Below are 16,834 nucleotides of genomic sequence, written 5' to 3' on the forward strand. Positions count from 1 at the left end.
GCAGTACCCATGCGTAATCAGCTTGGAAGCCAGTTAATAAATTTAGCCCTCGCGTTCTTCGAGGGTTTTGAGCGCGCCGGCAAGCTTGCTGCCCTGGCCCTTCAGGCCGCCGAGCAGGTTCTGCATGGGGCTCTGGAGCAGGGTAAGGATGTCAGCCAGTACTTCGTCGCGACTCTTGAGTTTGGCGAGCAGGTCGAGCTGGTCATCGCCGCTGTAAACCGAGCTGGCGATGTAAGCCGCCTTGAGGATAGGACGTTCGCCCTTGTCCTCACGGAATTCCTTGATCACCTTCGCGGGAGCGTTTCCTACTTCGGAGAACATGATCGCCGTCGGGCCCTTGAGGGCGTCGAACAGGGGAGCGTAGTTGTTCTCTTCGGGCAGTTGCTCGAGGGCCTTGCGGGCCAGGGTGTTCTTGACGACCTGCATGGACACGCCACGCTGGTAGCAGATACCGCGCAGGCGGTTCACCTGCTCAACGGTAAGGGTGGAGGCGTCGGCGATGTAGAAGTAGTCGTTATTTTCGAAACGCTCCTTCAGGGATTCAATGGCCGCCGCTTTATCTGTCTTATTCATGGTTGATATTGTTTAGGACGGTTAGGCGATGGTCTTCGGATCGATCTTGATGCCCGGGCTCATGGTAGAGGCTACGGTCACCGACTTCATGTAGTTGCCCTTAGCGCTGCTGGGCTTCATGCGTACCAGGGTACCGAGAAGCTCGTTGGCGTTGTCCTTCAGTTGTTCGGGGGTAAATTCTACCCGGCCGATGCTGCTGTGCACGATTCCGAACTTGTCTACCCGGAAAGCGATCTTACCACCCTTCACGTCGGTGATGGCCTTGGCCACGTCCATCGTTACGGTTCCCGTCTTGGGGTTAGGCATCAGGCCGCGGGGACCGAGTACACGACCCAGACGACCTACTTTAGCCATAGTCTGTGGCATGGCCACGACCACGTCGAAGTCCGTCCAGCCGTCGTTTACCCGCTGGACCAGCTCGTCCAGACCGGCGAAGTCAGCACCCGCGTCGAGGGCTTCCTGTTCCTTATCGGGGGTCACGAAAGCCAGTACGCGCTTCGTCTTACCGGTTCCGTGGGGAAGGGTGACCGTTCCCCGGAGGGCCTGATCAGCCTTGCGGGGATCGATCCCCAGACGTACGTGTACGTCTACCGATGCATTGAACTTCGCAACATTGACCTCCTTGACGAGGGTCACGGCCTCTTCGAGGCTGTAGTGCTTGGTTGCATCGACTTTCTCAGCGGCGGCTTTGCGCGCCTTACTAAGTTTAGCCATGATTGAATAATTTGAGGTTTATAGCGCGTACCGGTGGTACGCTCCCTACGTATGAATAATTGAGTTTAATTCGCCTCCCAGGGGGGCGTACCGTCGACCACGATGCCCATGGAGCGGGCGGTGCCGGCGACCATTTTCATGCCGCTTTCCACGGTAAAGGCGTTCAGGTCGGGCATCTTGCTCTCGGCAATCGCGCGGACCTGGTCCCAGGTTACTTTGGCGACTTTGTTCCGGTTGGGCTCCTTGGATCCGCTCTTCAGCTTGGCTGCTTCGAGCAGCTGCACGGCGGCCGGGGGCGTCTTAATGACGAAGTCGAACGACTTGTCCTTGTAAACGGTGATGACGACGGGGAGGACCTTACCCTGGCTGTCCTGAGTAGCCGCATTGAAGCGCTTACAGAACTCCATAATGTTGACGCCCTTGGCACCGAGTGCCGGACCGACCGGGGGGGCCGGGTTGGCCGCGCCGCCGCGGACCTGTAGTTTGATAAAGGTTTCTACTTCCTTAGCCATGTTGACTTATTTGTGTCGTACTGACGAAGTTGGCGTGCATCCCGCTGGGGGTACCACACCCGCCTCTCCGACGTGTGGAATGTTGTTAAGGTATTAAGACTGCTTTTCGACCTGCATGAAGTTCAGTTCGACTTCCGTGCCGCGACCGAAGATCTTGACGATCACTTTCAGTTTTTTCTTTTCTTCGTTCACTTCCTGAATATCCCCGACGAATTCATTGAAGGGACCGTCGATAATCTTGACGGTTTCGCCTTCGATGAAGGGTTCGATCATCGTATCGCCGGCTTCGAGGCTTTCGTCCACCTTACCCAGGAGGCGGTTGGCTTCGGACTCGCGCATGGGGACCGGTTCGCTCTTGCCGAGGAAATGAATAACGTTCGGTAGGCTGGTGATGGCGTCGACCACTTCCGCGTTCAGTGCGTAAGGATCGGCTTCCACCAGGATGTAACCCGGCAGGATATTCCGATCGGAAATGACCTTCTTACCACTGCGGATCTTGTATACTTTTTCGGTGGGCACGACGATCTTAGTAACGTGGCTGCCCCAGTCGTTACGCTCGATCTCTTTTTCGATCCGTTCCTTGATCTTTTTCTCCTTGCCACTGATTACCCGCAGCGAGTACCATTTATTGTCTGCCATGCCGATGTATATGCTTAACCTCCCGTGCTGTAAATGAAGTCCACCACGTTCTTCCAGACGAAATCCATCAGCAGGATCAGCAGGGCGAAGATCGCCGAACCGGTGAGCACCAGGATGGTATTGGTCTGCAGGGTGGAATACGGAGGCCAGGTCACGTTGTGTACGAGCTCGTTGTAGCTTTCCCGCAAGTAAAGTCCCAGCTTGTCCATGAAGTCGGATTGAAGAATGAAGGATTGAAGGAACGAAAACCGGAGTTCCCGCATTCCTCCATTGTGCACGGGTGGAGAGACTCGAACTCCCAGCCCCTGGTTTTGGAGACCAGTGCTCTGCCAATTGAGCTACACCCGTGTGTAAAAAATCAGTGGGTTTGTTTTGTAGCCCCTGGTTTAGCTGCGCTGCTTCCTTCGGAGGTTGGAGACCAGTGCTCTGCCAATTGAGCTACACCCGTGTGTAAAAAATCAGTGGGTTTATTTTGTAGCCCCTGGTTTAGCTGCGCTGCTTCCTTCGGAGGTTGGAGACCAGTGCTCTGCCAATTGAGCTACACCCGTGTGTAAAAATCAGTGGGTTTGTTTTGTAGCCCCTGGTTTAGCTGCGCTGCTTCCTTCGGAGGTTGGAGACCAGTGCTCGATCACCTCGAAGTAGCTGCGTAGCACATGGAGCTACACCCATTTGAAATTACAATTTACCATTTAGCGATGTACCATGGTCGATTTGTGGTGACCCGCAAAGGACGACAGCAATTGGTAAACGGTAAATGGAAAAGTTAAGCGCCTGCATTCAGACGCTTAACTTTCCATGCAATCGCTAAAAGGACTCGGTAGAGTCGTTTAGGCGAGAATTTCAGTTACCTGACCGGCGCCTACGGTACGACCACCTTCGCGGATAGCGAAGCGGAGGCCTTTCTCCATGGCGATGGTATTGAGCAGCTTAACTTCCAGGGTAACGTTGTCGCCGGGCATTACCATTTCCACGTTCTCGGGAAGGGTGATGTCACCGGTTACGTCCGTGGTACGGAAGTAGAACTGGGGACGGTAGCCGTTAAAGAAGGGCTTGTGACGGCCACCTTCTTCCTTCGACAGTACGTAAACCTCACACTTGAAGTGGCTGTGGGGCTTGACGCTACCGGGCTTACAGATTACCATTCCGCGCTTGATGGCTTCCTTGTCGATACCGCGCAGCAGCAGACCGGCGTTGTCACCAGCTTCACCGCGATCAAGCAGCTTGCGGAACATCTCTACACCGGTGATGGTGGAGGTCAGGGGCTTAGCGTCGGAGGCCTGCATACCGAGGATCTCGACGGGGTCACCTACGTTGATGACACCACGCTCGATACGACCGGTGGCAACGGTACCACGACCGGTGATCGAGAAGACGTCCTCTACGGGCATCAGGAAGGGCTGGTCGACCAGGCGCTCGGGCTCGGGGATTTCCGAGTCAACGGCGCTCATCAGATCAAGGATCTGCTGACGTCCGTCGGCGTCTCCTTCGAGGGCCTTCAGGGCGGAACCGATGATGATGCTGGCGTTGTCGCCGTCGTACTCGTACTGGCTGAGCAGTTCGCGTACTTCCATCTCCACGAGTTCGAGCATCTCTTCGTCATCGACGAGGTCGGCTTTGTTCATGAAGACCACGATGTTGGGTACACCTACCTGGCGGGCCAGGAGGATGTGCTCACGGGTCTGGGGCATGGGGCCGTCAGTGGCGGCGACCACGAGGATAGCACCGTCCATCTGGGCGGCACCCGTTACCATGTTCTTAACGTAGTCAGCGTGACCGGGACAGTCAACGTGAGCGTAGTGACGGTTAGCCGTCTCGTACTCAACGTGGGCGGTGTTAATGGTGATACCACGCTCCTTCTCCTCGGGAGCCGAGTCGATGGTGTCGTAATCCATTTTCTTAGCGCCGCCAGTCTCCGCCAGTACGGTGGTGATAGCTGCGGTCAGGGTGGTCTTACCGTGGTCTACGTGACCAATGGTACCCACGTTAACGTGGGGTTTCGTTCTTGCAAATTTTTCCTTAGCCATCTGAGGATAACCTATTTTGGAATTAAAAAAATGGTGCTAATTGAGGGTGCCGACCGCAACCCCGGCCGCCCCTTTCTCCAACCCGCGAGGGCTAAAGAAGTATTACCCTTGAGCCAACGGTGAGATTTGAACTCACGACCCCTTCCTTACCATGGAAGTGCTCTACCCCTGAGCTACGTCGGCAAAATGGTTGCGATTATCTGTAAGGCCCCACCGTTGTGGGACTCTGGAGCGGAAGACGAGATTCGAACCCGCGACCCTCAGCTTGGAAGGCTGATGCTCTACCAACTGAGCTACTTCCGCAAATAATTCTTCGTTGTCAATGACCCGCCGGACATTTCCGGAGGGGGAGCGGAAGACGAGATGACTCCCGTCGGTCGTGAGAAGGTTCGAACCCACGACCCTCAGCTTGGTGCGTCGACCGGGGTTGGGGCCCCGGACGTAAGCGCGCTACCAACTGAGCTACTTCCGCAAATAATTCTTCGTTGTCAATGACCCGCCGGACATTTCCGGAGGGGGAGCGGAAGACGAGATGACTCCCGTCGGTCGTGAGAAGGTTCGAACCCGCGACCCTCAGCTTGGTGCGTCGACCGGGGTTGGGGCCCCGGACGTAAGCGCGCTACCAACTGAGCTACTTCCGCAAATAATTCAACAAGTCAAATGCTCAACTACATGAACTGGTGTGGGGGTGGTAGGATTCGAACCTACTCAGCCGAAACACTGGATTTACAGTCCAGCCCACCTCTCCAACTGTGGCGCACCCCCGTATTCGTCGTTAACTCAAGAACGTATCTTCCGGTCGTTGGAGCCGATGGACGGACTCGAACCGCCGACCAGCTGATTACAAATCAGCTGCTCTACCAACTGAGCTACACCGGCCTGAATTCTTGAATCTAAACCCTATTTCAAGTCAGCTCCAGGACGTTTTCCCAAAGCGATTGCAAAGGTATGTTCTTTCGTACAATTGACAAAGAACTATCGACCTATTTTTTACCATCTCCTTCGGGGTGGGCCTGGCGGTACACTTCGCGCAGCCGTTCCAGGTTGTTGTGGGTGTACACCTGGGTGGCCGCCAGGCTGGCGTGGCCGAGTAGTTCCTTGACCGCGTTCAGGTCCGCTCCGCCCTCCGTCAGGTGGGTAGCGAAGGAATGCCGCAGCACGTGCGGACTCTTTTTCTCTTCGGCCGTGACTCCACTCAGGTAGCGCACCACGCGATTGTAGACGTACTTCGGATAGAGGGCACCGCCCCGTTCGGTCTGGAACAAGGGGGCGGCGCCGCCGCGCAGGAGCAACATCCGATCCAACAGCAAGGCCATCCCGGTGCCGAAGGGCACGATCCGTTCCTTATCGCCCTTACCCCGTATCCGGAGCTGCCGGCGCCCGAGGTCGATGTCGCCGTCCCGGAGCCCGATCAGTTCGGAGCGGCGCAGTCCGGTCTGGTACAGCAGGGCGAGCATGACGTGATCCTGCAGCAGACTTACATCCTCATTGTCTTCCGGATCCGGAAAAGCCGCGAACAGTCGTTTCAGGTCCTCCCGCGGAATGGTCACCGGCAACCGGCGTCCCAGCTTGGGCGTCGGGATACGCTGCGTAGGGTTGGTGGACTGCAGTCCGCGGGTCACGCGGTACAGGTAAAAGGCCTTGAGCGCCGAAAGCTTTCTGCGGATGCTACTCGCCGCGAGTTGCTCCCCCACCAGTTCGGCCAGCCAGCTTTTGACGATCTCCCGACTCACCTCCCCCGCACGCCGGATGTCGTACACCCGTTCGCAGTACTCGCCGAACTGCCGTAGATCACCCCGGTAGGCCGTCACCGTATGGGCACTCAGGCGCCGCTGGTGGGTCAGGTGGGCGAGAAATTCGTAAAACTCCATTACCGGATAAGCTTGCTATTGATCGGGAAAATACGGCACCCGCGGCCCCGCCCCTACTGTCCCAGGCAGAGCACCTGGATCTTTTCCGTCTGGATGGTATTGCTGCGGTTGCCCGCCCGGTCCTGCACGTAGATGAAGTAAGACAGCGTGTCCACGGGGTAGCGCTCGTCGGCCACGCAGAAACGGTCGTTGAAGACGCAGCACACCTGGGCCGTGTTAATGAGTGTAAAGAATACGTCGCCGCTGATGCCGTTGCCCGTACCCTCGACGGGAATGACGGGGAAGGCCAGTGGGGTCGGCGGCAGATTCGGGAAGCGGCTATCGGTATAAAAGATGTCGGCACTGTCCTGGGTGGAGAGGTCGCCGTCGCCGTCCGTAAACGAGAACTGGATCGTAATGCTGTCCCGCGGCCCGTTGGTGAACTGGTAGATGGTATTCTTGCTCACCCCTTTGTAGGCGATCACCGGCTCGTCCGGGTAGTCGGGCGGATTGACGCAACTGGCCAGCACGAAGCCGGCGGCGAGCAACCATAGAGCGAAGCGGGTGTATTGCATGGCAGATAATCTAGCTACTTATGTCGCGCGACCAACTCGCCGAACGCATCGGGGCGGTGACCCCCGACTCCTTCGGGTCCCTGGCCCTGGACGTATTCCGTTACCAGGCGGCGCGTAACCCAATCTACGCCCAATACCTCGAATTGTTGCGTAAGGACCCGCGGCGCGTAGGCTGCCTGACCGATATTCCCCACCTTCCCATCGCCCTCTTCAAGCGATACCTGCTGCAGACGGACACGTGGACCCCCAGCCGCACCTTCACCAGTAGCGGCACCACGGGCCAGACCACCAGTCGCCATGCCCTGCGCAGTGAATCCTGGTACCGTCGGGGAGCGCGCGACACCTTCGAACGCCAGTACGGTGCCCTCGCCGGCCGGGCGGTACTGGCCCTGCTGCCGGCGTATCTGGAGCGCGGTGGTTCGAGCCTCGTCTTCATGGCCAACGACTTCATCGAGCGCAGCGGCCACCCGGCTTCCGGCTTTTTCCTGGACGACCTGCCGGAACTCGCCCGCCGCCTCCGTGACCTCACCGACGCGGGCACCCCTACCCTGCTCCTGGGCGTCAGCTTCGCCCTATTGGACCTCGCCGAGCGCTTCCCCCAACCGTTGGGTCGGACCATCGTGATGGAAACGGGGGGCATGAAGGGGCGCCGCCGCGAACTCACCCGCGCGGAACTGCACGCTACGCTGGCGCGGGCCTTCGGGGTCACGGACATCCACAGCGAATACGGCATGACGGAATTGCTCTCCCAGGCTTACGCGCCCCGCCGGGGCCGGTTTATTCCGGCCGCCACGCTACGGGTCAGCGGGCGCGACATTACGGACCCCTTGTCCGCGGTGCCCGCCGGGCGTTCCGCCGCCCTGAATCTGCTGGACCTGGCCAATCTCGACACGGTAAGTTTCATTGCCAGCGACGATCTGGGGCGGGTGTACGCCGACGGCACCTTCGAGGTGCTGGGCCGCATGGACCATTCCGACGTGCGGGGCTGCAATTTGCTGGTTACCGACTTGTAGTGCCGCCGCCTATCTTTACCCGTACCGCACCACCTACGGTGACGTTTCGCTATCCTTTTATATAACACCCGACAAGCTTACCCCCCACATGTCTAATTTATTCGACCTTTCCGGCAAGAACGCACTGCTTACCGGAGGGACCGGCGCGCTCGGTACCGCCATGGCCCAGGGACTGATCAATGCCGGGGCCCGGGTGGCCCTGCTCAGTCGCAATCCCGAAAATCTTACCGCCGCCGCCGCCAAGTTGGGCGGGGACGCGGGAGCCGTGATCCTGCTCCGGGGTGACGTCACCGACGCCGCCAGCCTGGAAAGCGCCCGCGAAGAACTCCGGCAAAAGTGGGGAAAGCTGGATATCCTGGTCAACGCCGCGGGGGGGAACCGCCCCGGGGCGACAATCGGCCCCGACCAAACCTTCTTCGACCTTAAAATGGAAGACTTCGCGGGCGTAAGCAAGCTTAACCTCGACGGTACGGTCATCCCCTCCCTCATCTTCGGGCAGCTGCTGACCGAGAACGGGGGCAGCATCGTTAACATCTCCAGCATGGCCGCCGACCGAGCCATTACCCGGGTGGTGGGCTACAGCGCCGCCAAGGCCGCCATTGACAACTTCACCAAGTGGCTGGCCGTGGAGTTGGCGAAAAAGTACGAGGGTCGGGTGAGGGTGAACGCCATCGCCCCCGGCTTCTTCATCGGCGAGCAGAACCGCCGCCTGCTGCTCAACGAAGACGGTACCCTGACCGACCGGGGAAACACCATCATCCGGAATACCCCGATGAACCGGTTCGGGGAGGCGGAGGAGCTCATGTCCACCCTGGTGTGGCTCTGCGCCGACGCCAGTCGCTTCGTAACGGGGATCGTGGTCCCGGTAGACGGCGGATTCAGTGCCTTTTCCGGCGTATGATTCAACAGCGGTTGGTGGGGTGGTCGGGCACTGCGTACCTTGCGGGGCCTAACTAAAGCTTAAACCTCATGCAACACCACAACCTCCGGGAAAACCTGAAGGTAGCCGCCCTCGTCGAAGACACCATCACGAAGGGGCAGGGCCACCTGAGCGATACCGGCGCGCTCATGATCAACACCGGTGCCTTTACCGGCCGGTCGCCCAAGGACCGCTTCGTCGTCGAGGACGACGTCACCCGCGACACCGTCGACTGGGGCAAGATCAACATCCCCATCGCGCCGGAGCACTTCGACCAGCTCCTCGACAAGACGCTGGAATATGCCGGCCAGCTGGAAGAAGTGTACGTACGCGACGCTTACGCCTGCGCCAGCCGCAAGTACCGCATCAACATTCGGGTATTCACGGAGTACCCGTGGCAGAATATGTTCGCCTACAACATGTTCCTGCGCCCCGACGACGAGCGCATCACTAACCTGATGACCGACGAGTGGACCATTTACGCCTTCCCCGGCGTGAAGGCCGACCCCGCCGTGCACGGCACCCGGCAGGAGAACTTCAGCATCATCAACTTCACCAAGAAGATGATCCTCATCGGGGGCACGGCCTACACCGGTGAGATCAAGAAGGGCATCTTCTCCGTCCTGAACTACGTACTGCCCACCCGCCGCGACGTCCTCAGCATGCACTGCTCGGCCAACGTAGGCACCAAGGGAGATACGGCCCTGTTCTTCGGTCTGTCGGGAACGGGAAAGACCACGCTCAGCAACGACCCGGACCGCCGCCTCATCGGCGACGACGAGCACGGTTGGAGCCAGGCCAACGTCTTTAACCTCGAAGGCGGTTGCTACGCCAAGGTGATCGACCTGAGCGAGTCGAAGGAACCCCAGATCTACCGCGCCATCAAGTTCGGCGCCCTTTTGGAAAACGTAGTGGTGAAGAGTGACGGCCATACCCCGGACTACGAGGATGAGAGCATAACGCAGAACACCCGCGTGAGCTATCCGATCTACCACATCGACAACATCATGTACAACAGCCGGGGCGACCTGCCGCGGAACATTTTCTTCCTGACCTGCGATGCCTTCGGCGTGCTGCCTCCGATCAGTCGGCTCACCCCCGAACAGGCGATGTATCACTTCATCAGTGGATACACCGCTAAGATCGCCGGTACCGAAACGGGCATCACCGAACCTCAGGCCACCTTCTCCGCCTGCTTCGGTTCGCCCTTCATCCCCCTGCACCCCACCCACTACGCGGACATGCTGGGTAAGAAGCTCCGGGAAGCCGAGGCGGAAGGCGAGAAGATCAACGTGTGGCTCGTCAATACCGGCTGGACCGGCGGTGGTTACGGCGAGGGATCGCGCATCGAACTGTCCTTCACCCGGGCCATGATCAAGGCCGCCCTGACCGGCGAACTCGACACGGTATCCTACGTGACCGATCCGATCTTCGGACTGGAGCGTCCCACCAGTTGCCCCGACGTTCCCAACGCCATGCTGAACCCCCGGGACACCTGGCGCAACGAAGCCCGGTACGACGAGGCCGCCAACAAACTGGCGGAACTGTTCCACAAGAACTTCGCCCCCTACGCCGAGGCCGCCAACGACGCCATCGTCAATGCCGGTCCGGAATAGGATCGTACTCCGCCGGGAGGTAGGGGCGCGTCTTCAGTAAGTGCTCCACTTCCGGCGGCACCTCCCGCTTCCAGCGCCGGTGGGTCCATAGCCACGGTGTCGGATCGCGGAGGATCTCATGCTCCAGATGACGTACGAAGCACTCGGTGATGTAACCGGGTGCTTCGTCGCGTGGGGTGAGCGTGACCGGATATATCTTGCTGGTGTAGTAGCCGCGGGCGTTGCGTCGGAGGTTGATGTAATACACCGGTCGGTCGTAGCGTACCGCGAATCGTTCCGGCCCCGCGAGGAACGCCGTGGGGCGCCCCAGAAAGGTCGTCCAGTGCAGCTTCTGCCAGACGGCGTTGCTGGGAGACTGATCCGCCACGAAGATGTCTACGGCGGGTCGCAGCGGGTCCCGGGCGAAGTATTCGTACACTTTGCGGCGCGACACCATGGTCACCCCGGTCCGTTCCCGGTTGTGGCGGGTCAGGCGATCCATCGTTTCGTTCTTCAGCGGAGAATAAATGGCCATCACGTTTGCCGGCGCGAATTGCCGCGGGAAACTCAGTCCCCCGATCTCCCAGTTGCTGTAGTGGGCGCCGTAGAGAATGCAGCTGCGGCCGTCGGCAGCCAGGGGTGCGACCAGCTCGGCGTTGACCACCCGTAGGTGACGGATCGCTTCCGCCTCCGAGAGGCTGTAATTTTTGATCGACTCCACGATCGTGTCGAAGAAATAGCGATAAAAAGATTCGGCTTGTTCCGCGATCCTCTCCTCCGTCCAGTCGGGAAAGCTCCCCCGCAGGTTATCGAATACGACCGCCCGCCGGTAGCCTATCCAGCGGTAGCCGATCCGGTACAACAGATCGGAGAGCCGGTACAACCACCCCATGGGCAGGTAGCTGAGGGGCAGGAGGAGTAAGTAGTAGAGTAGATACGCCAATTAAAAGTCTCCTACGACCGATTCCAGGCGGCGGCGGACCTCCGAGAGGCGGTCGATGATTTCCTGTTTGCCGGGCCGAGGTTGGGCGGCCGTGGCGATCTCTTTACGGGCGCCGTCGAGGGTGAACCCCCGCTCCCGCACGAGGTGGTACACTTCCTGTAGCTGGCCGATATTTTCGCGGGTGAAGCGACGATCGCCGCGACTGTTCTTATTGGGTTTGATGTGGGAAAATTCGTTTTCCCAAAAGCGGATCAGGGAGGTGTTTACGCCGAGTTTCTTGGCGACTTCGCCGATCGAGTAATAGCGTTTAAGGTCGTCATCTGATTTAGGGGTGGCCATGGTACGCGGGTGTGAGAGTGGTGTGGTAAGGGGCGAAAATTACGATTATTTCCGGAAGGGGAAATGACGCGGGCCTAACCCACGGATCGATTCGCCGGGCTATCTTACGCCCTTCCCCGGATTGCGGGGGGTATTCATTGATTAAACGATCAGATGCAGGGACTTTGGCGCAGACTTACCACGGCCGTAATTTTTGTGATCATCATGATCGCGGGGATGTACACCGGCCCCTATACCTTCAACCTGCTCTTCTTAGTGATCACCGGCGGGTGTCTGTACGAATTCTTCGGCATGACCCTGGACCGGCACACCCGACGCGATCGTTTCCGTAAGGCCTTCGGCGTGGCGGTCGGTCTGCTCCCTTTCTTCCTGGTGAGCATTCTGTCGCTGGGTTACGTAAGCGATTCGGAAAGCTTCATCCAGGTATCCAGCCTGCTGTTCGCGCCCTTCATCTTCACGATCTTTATCTACGAGCTGTACAGCAACAGCCGCGAGCCCTTCGTGAACATCGCTTACATCATACTGGGCATGTTTTACATCGGCATTCCCTTCGCCCTGGTGGACTTTATCGCTTTTGACGGCAACACCTTTTACTACCGCATCGTCTTCGGGCTACTGCTGCTGACCTGGGTGAACGATACCGGCGCATACGTCGTCGGCAGCAAGTTCGGCAAGACCCCCCTGTTTCCGCGCATCTCCCCCAATAAGACCTGGGAAGGATCTATTGGAGGGGCCCTCACGTGCATGCTGTTCGGGTACGTACTGCACCTGGTTTTTGACGAGATCGGCCTCATCCAGTGGCTGGTACTTGCCGCCATCGTGGGCGTGTTCGGGGGCATCGGCGACCTGATCGAAAGCATGCTCAAACGCAGCGTCGGCGTGAAGGACAGCGGCAACCTACTGCCGGGGCACGGCGGCTTGCTGGACCGGTTCGACGCTTTCATCTTCGTCATCCCCTTCGCGGCGGCCTATATCCTGTACCTGCGCTAGCCGGACGGTTCATCAGGCGGCGGGCCCGCTAACGAACATCGCGCACCGACCCCTGCCACTTGCGGCTCAGGAAAAGGAAGAGCACCCCGCACAGCAACCATGCCGGAAGCGTAACGAAGGACAGGAAGATGCCGAACTGCCGCGAAATCAGGTAAAACAATCCGAAACTGATCGCCCACGCCCAGAAGACCGCCGGGTTGAAGCCAAGCCCGGCTTGCTCCGCGTAGTTTACTCTTACTCCCGCGCGCGCCGCAAAAAAATGCTGAAATACGATGATGGCCCCGAAGGGTGCCAGAATGAAGCCGTAGAGTGCTACAAAGTCCAGCAACTTCATGGCGATGGCCGGGAAGAGACCGGCGATGGTTGCCAGGGAGCCGGCCAGAATGGTAACCCAGAAGGTGGAAAAGCGGGGCAGTACGGCCTGAAAAGCCAGGCCCGCCCGGTAGATGGTAGGATTAGCGGTCGTCCAGCCGGCAAGCACTACGGCGATGATGCCGAACACCCCGATCGCGTTAAAGGCCAGCGGACCCGGAGCGACCGTAGGCGCTAAGCCCTGATCCAGAAAGGTCTGGGCCTCGGGGGTACGCAGGTATACGGCGTAAAGGAGCGCGGCGGCGATCCAGGCCATGTAGTGCCCGACGTACATCCCGGCGGCCGTCGTCCAGCCCGCGCTTGCCTTTTTGGCAAAGCGGAACACGGAGAGGTCCGACATTCCGATGTGCATGGCCGCGTTGGCAAACCAGGACCAGATCACCACGTGCCAGAAAGTATACTTGATCTGGCCGGGGAAGGGTTCGGAGCCTTCGCCCCAGATGTTCCAGAATTCCCGCAGGCTGCCCACTCCCAGTTGACTCAGCGCAACGATGCCGCAGGCCAGAAAGGCGAGCACGATGATCGGCGACATGAGGTTCGCGGCCCTGGCGACGGTGTCGTAACCCCGCGCGGCAACGAGCGAGATGACCGCACCGACCAGCAGCACGATGACGATGTAGGTGCCGCTCGTCGGCAGAGTATCGGTCAGTTGGGGCATTTCCATGTCCAAGGGAATGCCCACGGCGGTAGCGGATACCGTGATCATCGCACCCGCCAGGAAGCAGAAGAGTACTCCGTTGGCGACGTTGTAGAACTTCACCAGGCTCTTCCCACAGATCTTTTCGAGTTGGTAGTAAAGGGTGAGGCGGTATTTCACCGCTATCTCGGCCGTCAGGAACCGCCAACTCAGCACCGCCAGGAAGTTGCCGAGCAGTAGTCCGATGATCAGATCGAAGGCGCTCACCCCCGCCGTAAGGAAGAGCGGACCGATCACGAACTCCGTTCCCGCGGCGTGCTCACCGGCGTACATTCCCAGGAAGCTCCCCCACCCCTTCCATTTGGCGGCGGGCACGGGTTCGCGCTCGTACTCTCCCCCGGCAATTTCCTCGATGATGTGTTCCTGGGTTTCCTGTTGTAGCATGGTCGTGGTGAGTTGATATCAGGCGTCAGCCCCCTTTCTAGTGAAGGGCTGGTGCTTTTTGAGGCCGTAATTTTTCTCGAGAAAATTGGCGTTGAGGTCCTTGTCGGTAATGCAAATGGCCGCTCCGAGGGCGGATCCCAGACTGGCGTCGGTAGTGCGCAAGTCCAGGTTCCGGAACCGGTCGGAAATCAGCTGGAGAAATACCTCGTTGTCGCTGAATCCGCCGTCGATGAAGAGCGTGGTCACGTCCGATTCTCCGGTAACGGCCCGGATATTTTCCGCCTGCAATTCCACTAGTTCAATCAGCAAGTGATGGTAAGCGTAGTCGTAGGAATCGGTCGGAATGGTCGTGACGGCAGGATTCTCACTCCTCCCGAGCTGCTCGAAATGGAACCACGGACGGTAGTCGCGCATGATTTCGCCGTAAATCCCGTGATCGAAGCGAACGGAGCGGTGCCGGTCGTTGGATACACCGAAGTGATCGCCCAGTTTGGCGACGTGTTCCTTATACGCCTGCCCCAGAAACAGGCGGGCGGCCCGGACGGGCTTCCCGTCGATCCGCATGTAATTAAGGCAGTCGCTTCCCAGGTCGCGGCGGGTCAGTGCACCCGATACGAAGGGGTTGAGGGATACACTCCAGGTGCCGGTAGAGACCAGGACGAAGGGGGATTGCTCGCTCCGGAGGTAGGGCAACAGGGCCGCCGAACTGTCGTGAATCCCTACGCCGAATGCTATCCGCCGTCCGTGGTAATTCAGTTGGATGCTCGTCTCGGAGGAAACGATCGGCGGCAAAATGCGGTCAATATCCTCGGCGTACACCCAGTCGTGGTAATCCCGTTTTTGGTAATCCCATAGCCCCGTGTGGCAACCGATGCTGGTATACTCACTCAGGGGAATACCAGTGAACACGTAGCTCAAAAACTGCGGCAGATGCAGCGAATATTTGATGCGCTCGAAGATGGCCGGTTTACGGTGCTTCAGCCAGTAGAGTTGCATCCCGGAATTGAGCATACCGGAATTCGGCGAGCCGGTGTGGAGGGTAAACTTCTCTTCCGGTCCGTACTTCGCGTAGAATTCCTCGATCAGGGCGGGGTCGAGCGGCTTGGTGTAATTGTAGAGGGGGGTGACGATCTCTCCGTCGGCGCCGAGATGGACGAAACTAGCTCCGTAGGACGAAAAGTTGACGGCCCGTACGTCAAATATCCGCTCGTCCAGGATGCGGTGGAACACCTCCCGGAGCCATTCCTGTAATGCCTGAATATTCTCCGTCGGGTAGCCGTCTTCGTCCTTGATTTCCGCAAGGCTAACGTACTCGCGGTGCACTTCGCGGTAATCTTCGTCGAAGAGGAAGAACTTCTTATTCGTACGTCCGATGTCGAAGACCGCCGTCACCCCTTGCTTTTCCATACTAGAGCCCGGTCGCCACGGTGTTTTTACCCCGTTCCCGGATCAGTGTCTCACGTACCCCGAGCTGCCGGTAGGCCCTGAGGGGATGCAGGGCACCACCGCGGTTGAGGCGGGCACACTGGAGCAGTGGTCTTACGTCGGTGCGGTAGGCATCCTGCAACAGTTCCTGGCACGTCACTACGTCGTGGTCGGCCTGTGCCGCCGCCAGCGATTCCTGATCGACCAGCAGGGCCTTGGCGTAGGCTTCCCGGATCGCTTCGAGGGACTGCACGAGATCTTCCAGCGGATCCTTGACGTTGTGGCTGGCGTCGATCATCCAGGCCGGGTCGGGATTTTGCGGGTTGTTGCGCATCCCGAATACCAACTCCGTAAAAATGAGGAAAAGGGCGTAGGGTTTGATGCTTCCGACGGTGAGGTCGTCGTCGCCGTACTTGCTGTCGTTGAAGTGAAAGCCGCCGAGTTTACCCTTCAGCATCAGGGTGGAGACGATCTGCTCGATGTTGCTGTTGGGCAGGTGATGACCCAGGTCGACCAGGGTGTAGGCCCGTTCGCCGCAGGCGTTGGCGAGCATGAAGGAGGTTCCCCAGTCCTGGATCACGGTGCTGTAGAAATTCGGTTCGTAGGGCTTGTACTCGATGTACAACTTCCAGTCGGCGGGCATACCCGCGTAGATCTGCCGCAGGCTGTCTTCCGTCTGGGTGAGGCTGCGTTGAAAGTTGCGCTGGCCGGGAAAGGTGGTGCCGTCGGCGAGCCAGACCGTCAGGCTTTTTGAACCGAGTCTACCGCCGATCTCGATCACTTCCAGGTTATGGTCTATGGCCTGTCGGCGGACGGCTTCATCCGTAGCGCTGAGGGAGCCGTGCTTGTAGCTACGGGCGGCACCCGCCTGGTCCTGGAAGGTATTGGAGTTGATGGCATCAAAGGAAAGACCATGACCGGCGGCACGTTCCTTTACCGCGGCATAATCCGTCGGGGTATCCCAGGGAATGTGGAGGGAGACCGCGCCGGCCGCCCGGGTGAGGGCGTGGAGGACGCCGACGTCGTCGATCTTTTGTTCCAGGCTGCCGGGTTCTCCGTGGAAGGAGAAACGACCGAAGCGTGTTCCTCCGGCACCGAGGGCCCAACTCGGTATTGCCACCTGAAAGTCCGCCAGATCACCCACGAGCGCCTCCACGTCGACTCCGTCGGCGGTCAGCCGGTCCGCCAGAAAGGCGAATTCCGCTTCGTGGCGATCGAGGCCGGCAGTGTTGACGGATTGCAGTGCATCCTTTTGAATGTGCATGGTGCT

General features: G+C 59.1%; 17 protein-coding genes and 5 tRNA genes. 4 read left to right on the forward strand and 18 right to left on the reverse strand.

Annotated elements, in window-relative coordinates:
* Positions 1-42 precede the first annotated feature (42 nt).
* From rplJ to NMA52_RS08625, 13 genes are all read right to left on the reverse strand, one after another.
* Complete coding sequence (gene rplJ, locus NMA52_RS08565) at positions 43-573, reverse strand: 50S ribosomal protein L10 (RefSeq protein WP_254827252.1); 531 nt, start codon at positions 571-573, stop codon at positions 43-45.
* Between the two features lie 21 nt (positions 574-594).
* A complete protein-coding gene (gene rplA, locus NMA52_RS08570; protein WP_254827253.1) occupies positions 595-1,287 on the reverse strand; it encodes a 50S ribosomal protein L1 in 693 nt (230 codons plus the stop codon).
* A gap of 65 nt (positions 1,288-1,352) precedes the next feature.
* Positions 1,353-1,799 carry a 50S ribosomal protein L11 gene (gene rplK, locus NMA52_RS08575; RefSeq protein ID WP_254827254.1) on the reverse strand — a complete coding sequence of 149 codons (447 nt, stop codon included), beginning with the start codon at positions 1,797-1,799 and terminating at the stop codon, positions 1,353-1,355.
* Positions 1,800-1,892: 93 nt separating this feature from the next.
* Positions 1,893-2,438: a transcription termination/antitermination protein NusG gene (nusG, locus tag NMA52_RS08580; protein ID WP_104420361.1), complete on the reverse strand. Its 546-nt coding sequence runs from the start codon at positions 2,436-2,438 to the stop codon at positions 1,893-1,895.
* A 14-nt stretch (positions 2,439-2,452) separates the two neighbouring features.
* A complete protein-coding gene (secE, locus tag NMA52_RS08585) occupies positions 2,453-2,701 on the reverse strand; it encodes a preprotein translocase subunit SecE (RefSeq protein WP_254827255.1) in 249 nt (82 codons plus the stop codon).
* A 12-nt stretch (positions 2,702-2,713) separates the two neighbouring features.
* Positions 2,714-2,786: transfer RNA gene (locus NMA52_RS08590), tRNA-Trp, on the reverse strand.
* A gap of 479 nt (positions 2,787-3,265) precedes the next feature.
* Complete coding sequence (gene tuf, locus NMA52_RS08595; RefSeq protein ID WP_254827256.1) at positions 3,266-4,462, reverse strand: elongation factor Tu; 1,197 nt, start codon at positions 4,460-4,462, stop codon at positions 3,266-3,268.
* 111 nt (positions 4,463-4,573) lie between these two features.
* Positions 4,574-4,645 (reverse strand) — tRNA-Thr (locus tag NMA52_RS08600).
* 44 nt (positions 4,646-4,689) lie between these two features.
* Positions 4,690-4,765: transfer RNA gene (locus NMA52_RS08605), tRNA-Gly, on the reverse strand.
* 380 nt (positions 4,766-5,145) lie between these two features.
* A tRNA-Tyr gene (locus NMA52_RS08610) sits at positions 5,146-5,227 on the reverse strand.
* Positions 5,228-5,265: 38 nt separating this feature from the next.
* Positions 5,266-5,341, reverse strand: a tRNA-Thr gene (locus tag NMA52_RS08615).
* Between the two features lie 104 nt (positions 5,342-5,445).
* Positions 5,446-6,333, reverse strand: a complete 888-nt coding sequence (locus tag NMA52_RS08620; protein ID WP_254827257.1) for a tyrosine-type recombinase/integrase — start codon at positions 6,331-6,333, stop codon at positions 5,446-5,448.
* Positions 6,334-6,386: 53 nt separating this feature from the next.
* Positions 6,387-6,887 carry a hypothetical protein gene (locus NMA52_RS08625; protein WP_254827258.1) on the reverse strand — a complete coding sequence of 167 codons (501 nt, stop codon included), beginning with the start codon at positions 6,885-6,887 and terminating at the stop codon, positions 6,387-6,389.
* A gap of 20 nt (positions 6,888-6,907) precedes the next feature.
* Between NMA52_RS08625 and NMA52_RS08630 the strand changes: the two genes are divergently transcribed.
* From NMA52_RS08630 to pckA, 3 genes are all read left to right on the forward strand, one after another.
* Positions 6,908-7,900 carry an acyl transferase gene (locus NMA52_RS08630; RefSeq protein WP_254827259.1) on the forward strand — a complete coding sequence of 331 codons (993 nt, stop codon included), beginning with the start codon at positions 6,908-6,910 and terminating at the stop codon, positions 7,898-7,900.
* Positions 7,901-7,988: 88 nt separating this feature from the next.
* Positions 7,989-8,801 carry an SDR family oxidoreductase gene (locus tag NMA52_RS08635; RefSeq protein ID WP_254827260.1) on the forward strand — a complete coding sequence of 271 codons (813 nt, stop codon included), beginning with the start codon at positions 7,989-7,991 and terminating at the stop codon, positions 8,799-8,801.
* Positions 8,802-8,869: 68 nt separating this feature from the next.
* Positions 8,870-10,435: a phosphoenolpyruvate carboxykinase (ATP) gene (pckA, locus tag NMA52_RS08640; protein ID WP_254827261.1), complete on the forward strand. Its 1,566-nt coding sequence runs from the start codon at positions 8,870-8,872 to the stop codon at positions 10,433-10,435.
* Here the strand turns inward: pckA and NMA52_RS08645 are convergent.
* Together NMA52_RS08645 and NMA52_RS08650 are read right to left on the reverse strand one after the other, a co-directional pair.
* On the reverse strand, positions 10,416-11,357 hold the full coding sequence (locus NMA52_RS08645; protein WP_254827262.1) for a lysophospholipid acyltransferase family protein: 942 nt from the start codon (positions 11,355-11,357) through the stop codon (positions 10,416-10,418). The two genes, pckA and NMA52_RS08645, sit on opposite strands and share 20 nt — an antisense overlap.
* Positions 11,358-11,696 (reverse strand): MerR family transcriptional regulator, encoded by a 339-nt coding sequence (locus NMA52_RS08650; protein WP_254827263.1) that lies wholly within the window; start codon positions 11,694-11,696, stop codon positions 11,358-11,360. It abuts the gene before it with no gap.
* A gap of 153 nt (positions 11,697-11,849) precedes the next feature.
* Between NMA52_RS08650 and NMA52_RS08655 the strand changes: the two genes are divergently transcribed.
* Positions 11,850-12,686, forward strand: coding sequence for a phosphatidate cytidylyltransferase (locus NMA52_RS08655; RefSeq protein ID WP_254827264.1), 837 nt, complete (start codon positions 11,850-11,852; stop codon positions 12,684-12,686).
* A gap of 28 nt (positions 12,687-12,714) precedes the next feature.
* On the opposite strand, the gene NMA52_RS08660 is transcribed toward NMA52_RS08655, so the two are convergent.
* Genes NMA52_RS08660 through NMA52_RS08670 form a run of 3 tightly spaced genes read right to left on the reverse strand, consistent with a single transcriptional unit; the run spans position 12,715 to position 16,828 of the window.
* Positions 12,715-14,139 carry a cytosine permease gene (locus NMA52_RS08660; RefSeq protein ID WP_254827265.1) on the reverse strand — a complete coding sequence of 475 codons (1,425 nt, stop codon included), beginning with the start codon at positions 14,137-14,139 and terminating at the stop codon, positions 12,715-12,717.
* An 18-nt stretch (positions 14,140-14,157) separates the two neighbouring features.
* Complete coding sequence (locus tag NMA52_RS08665) at positions 14,158-15,546, reverse strand: FGGY-family carbohydrate kinase (protein WP_254827266.1); 1,389 nt, start codon at positions 15,544-15,546, stop codon at positions 14,158-14,160.
* A gap of 1 nt (position 15,547) precedes the next feature.
* Complete coding sequence (locus tag NMA52_RS08670; RefSeq protein ID WP_254827267.1) at positions 15,548-16,828, reverse strand: TIM barrel protein; 1,281 nt, start codon at positions 16,826-16,828, stop codon at positions 15,548-15,550.
* Positions 16,829-16,834: the final 6 nt, after the last annotated feature.

The sequence above is a fragment of the Lewinella sp. JB7 genome, assembly GCF_024297185.1.
Lineage (GTDB): Bacteria > Bacteroidota > Bacteroidia > Chitinophagales > Saprospiraceae > Neolewinella.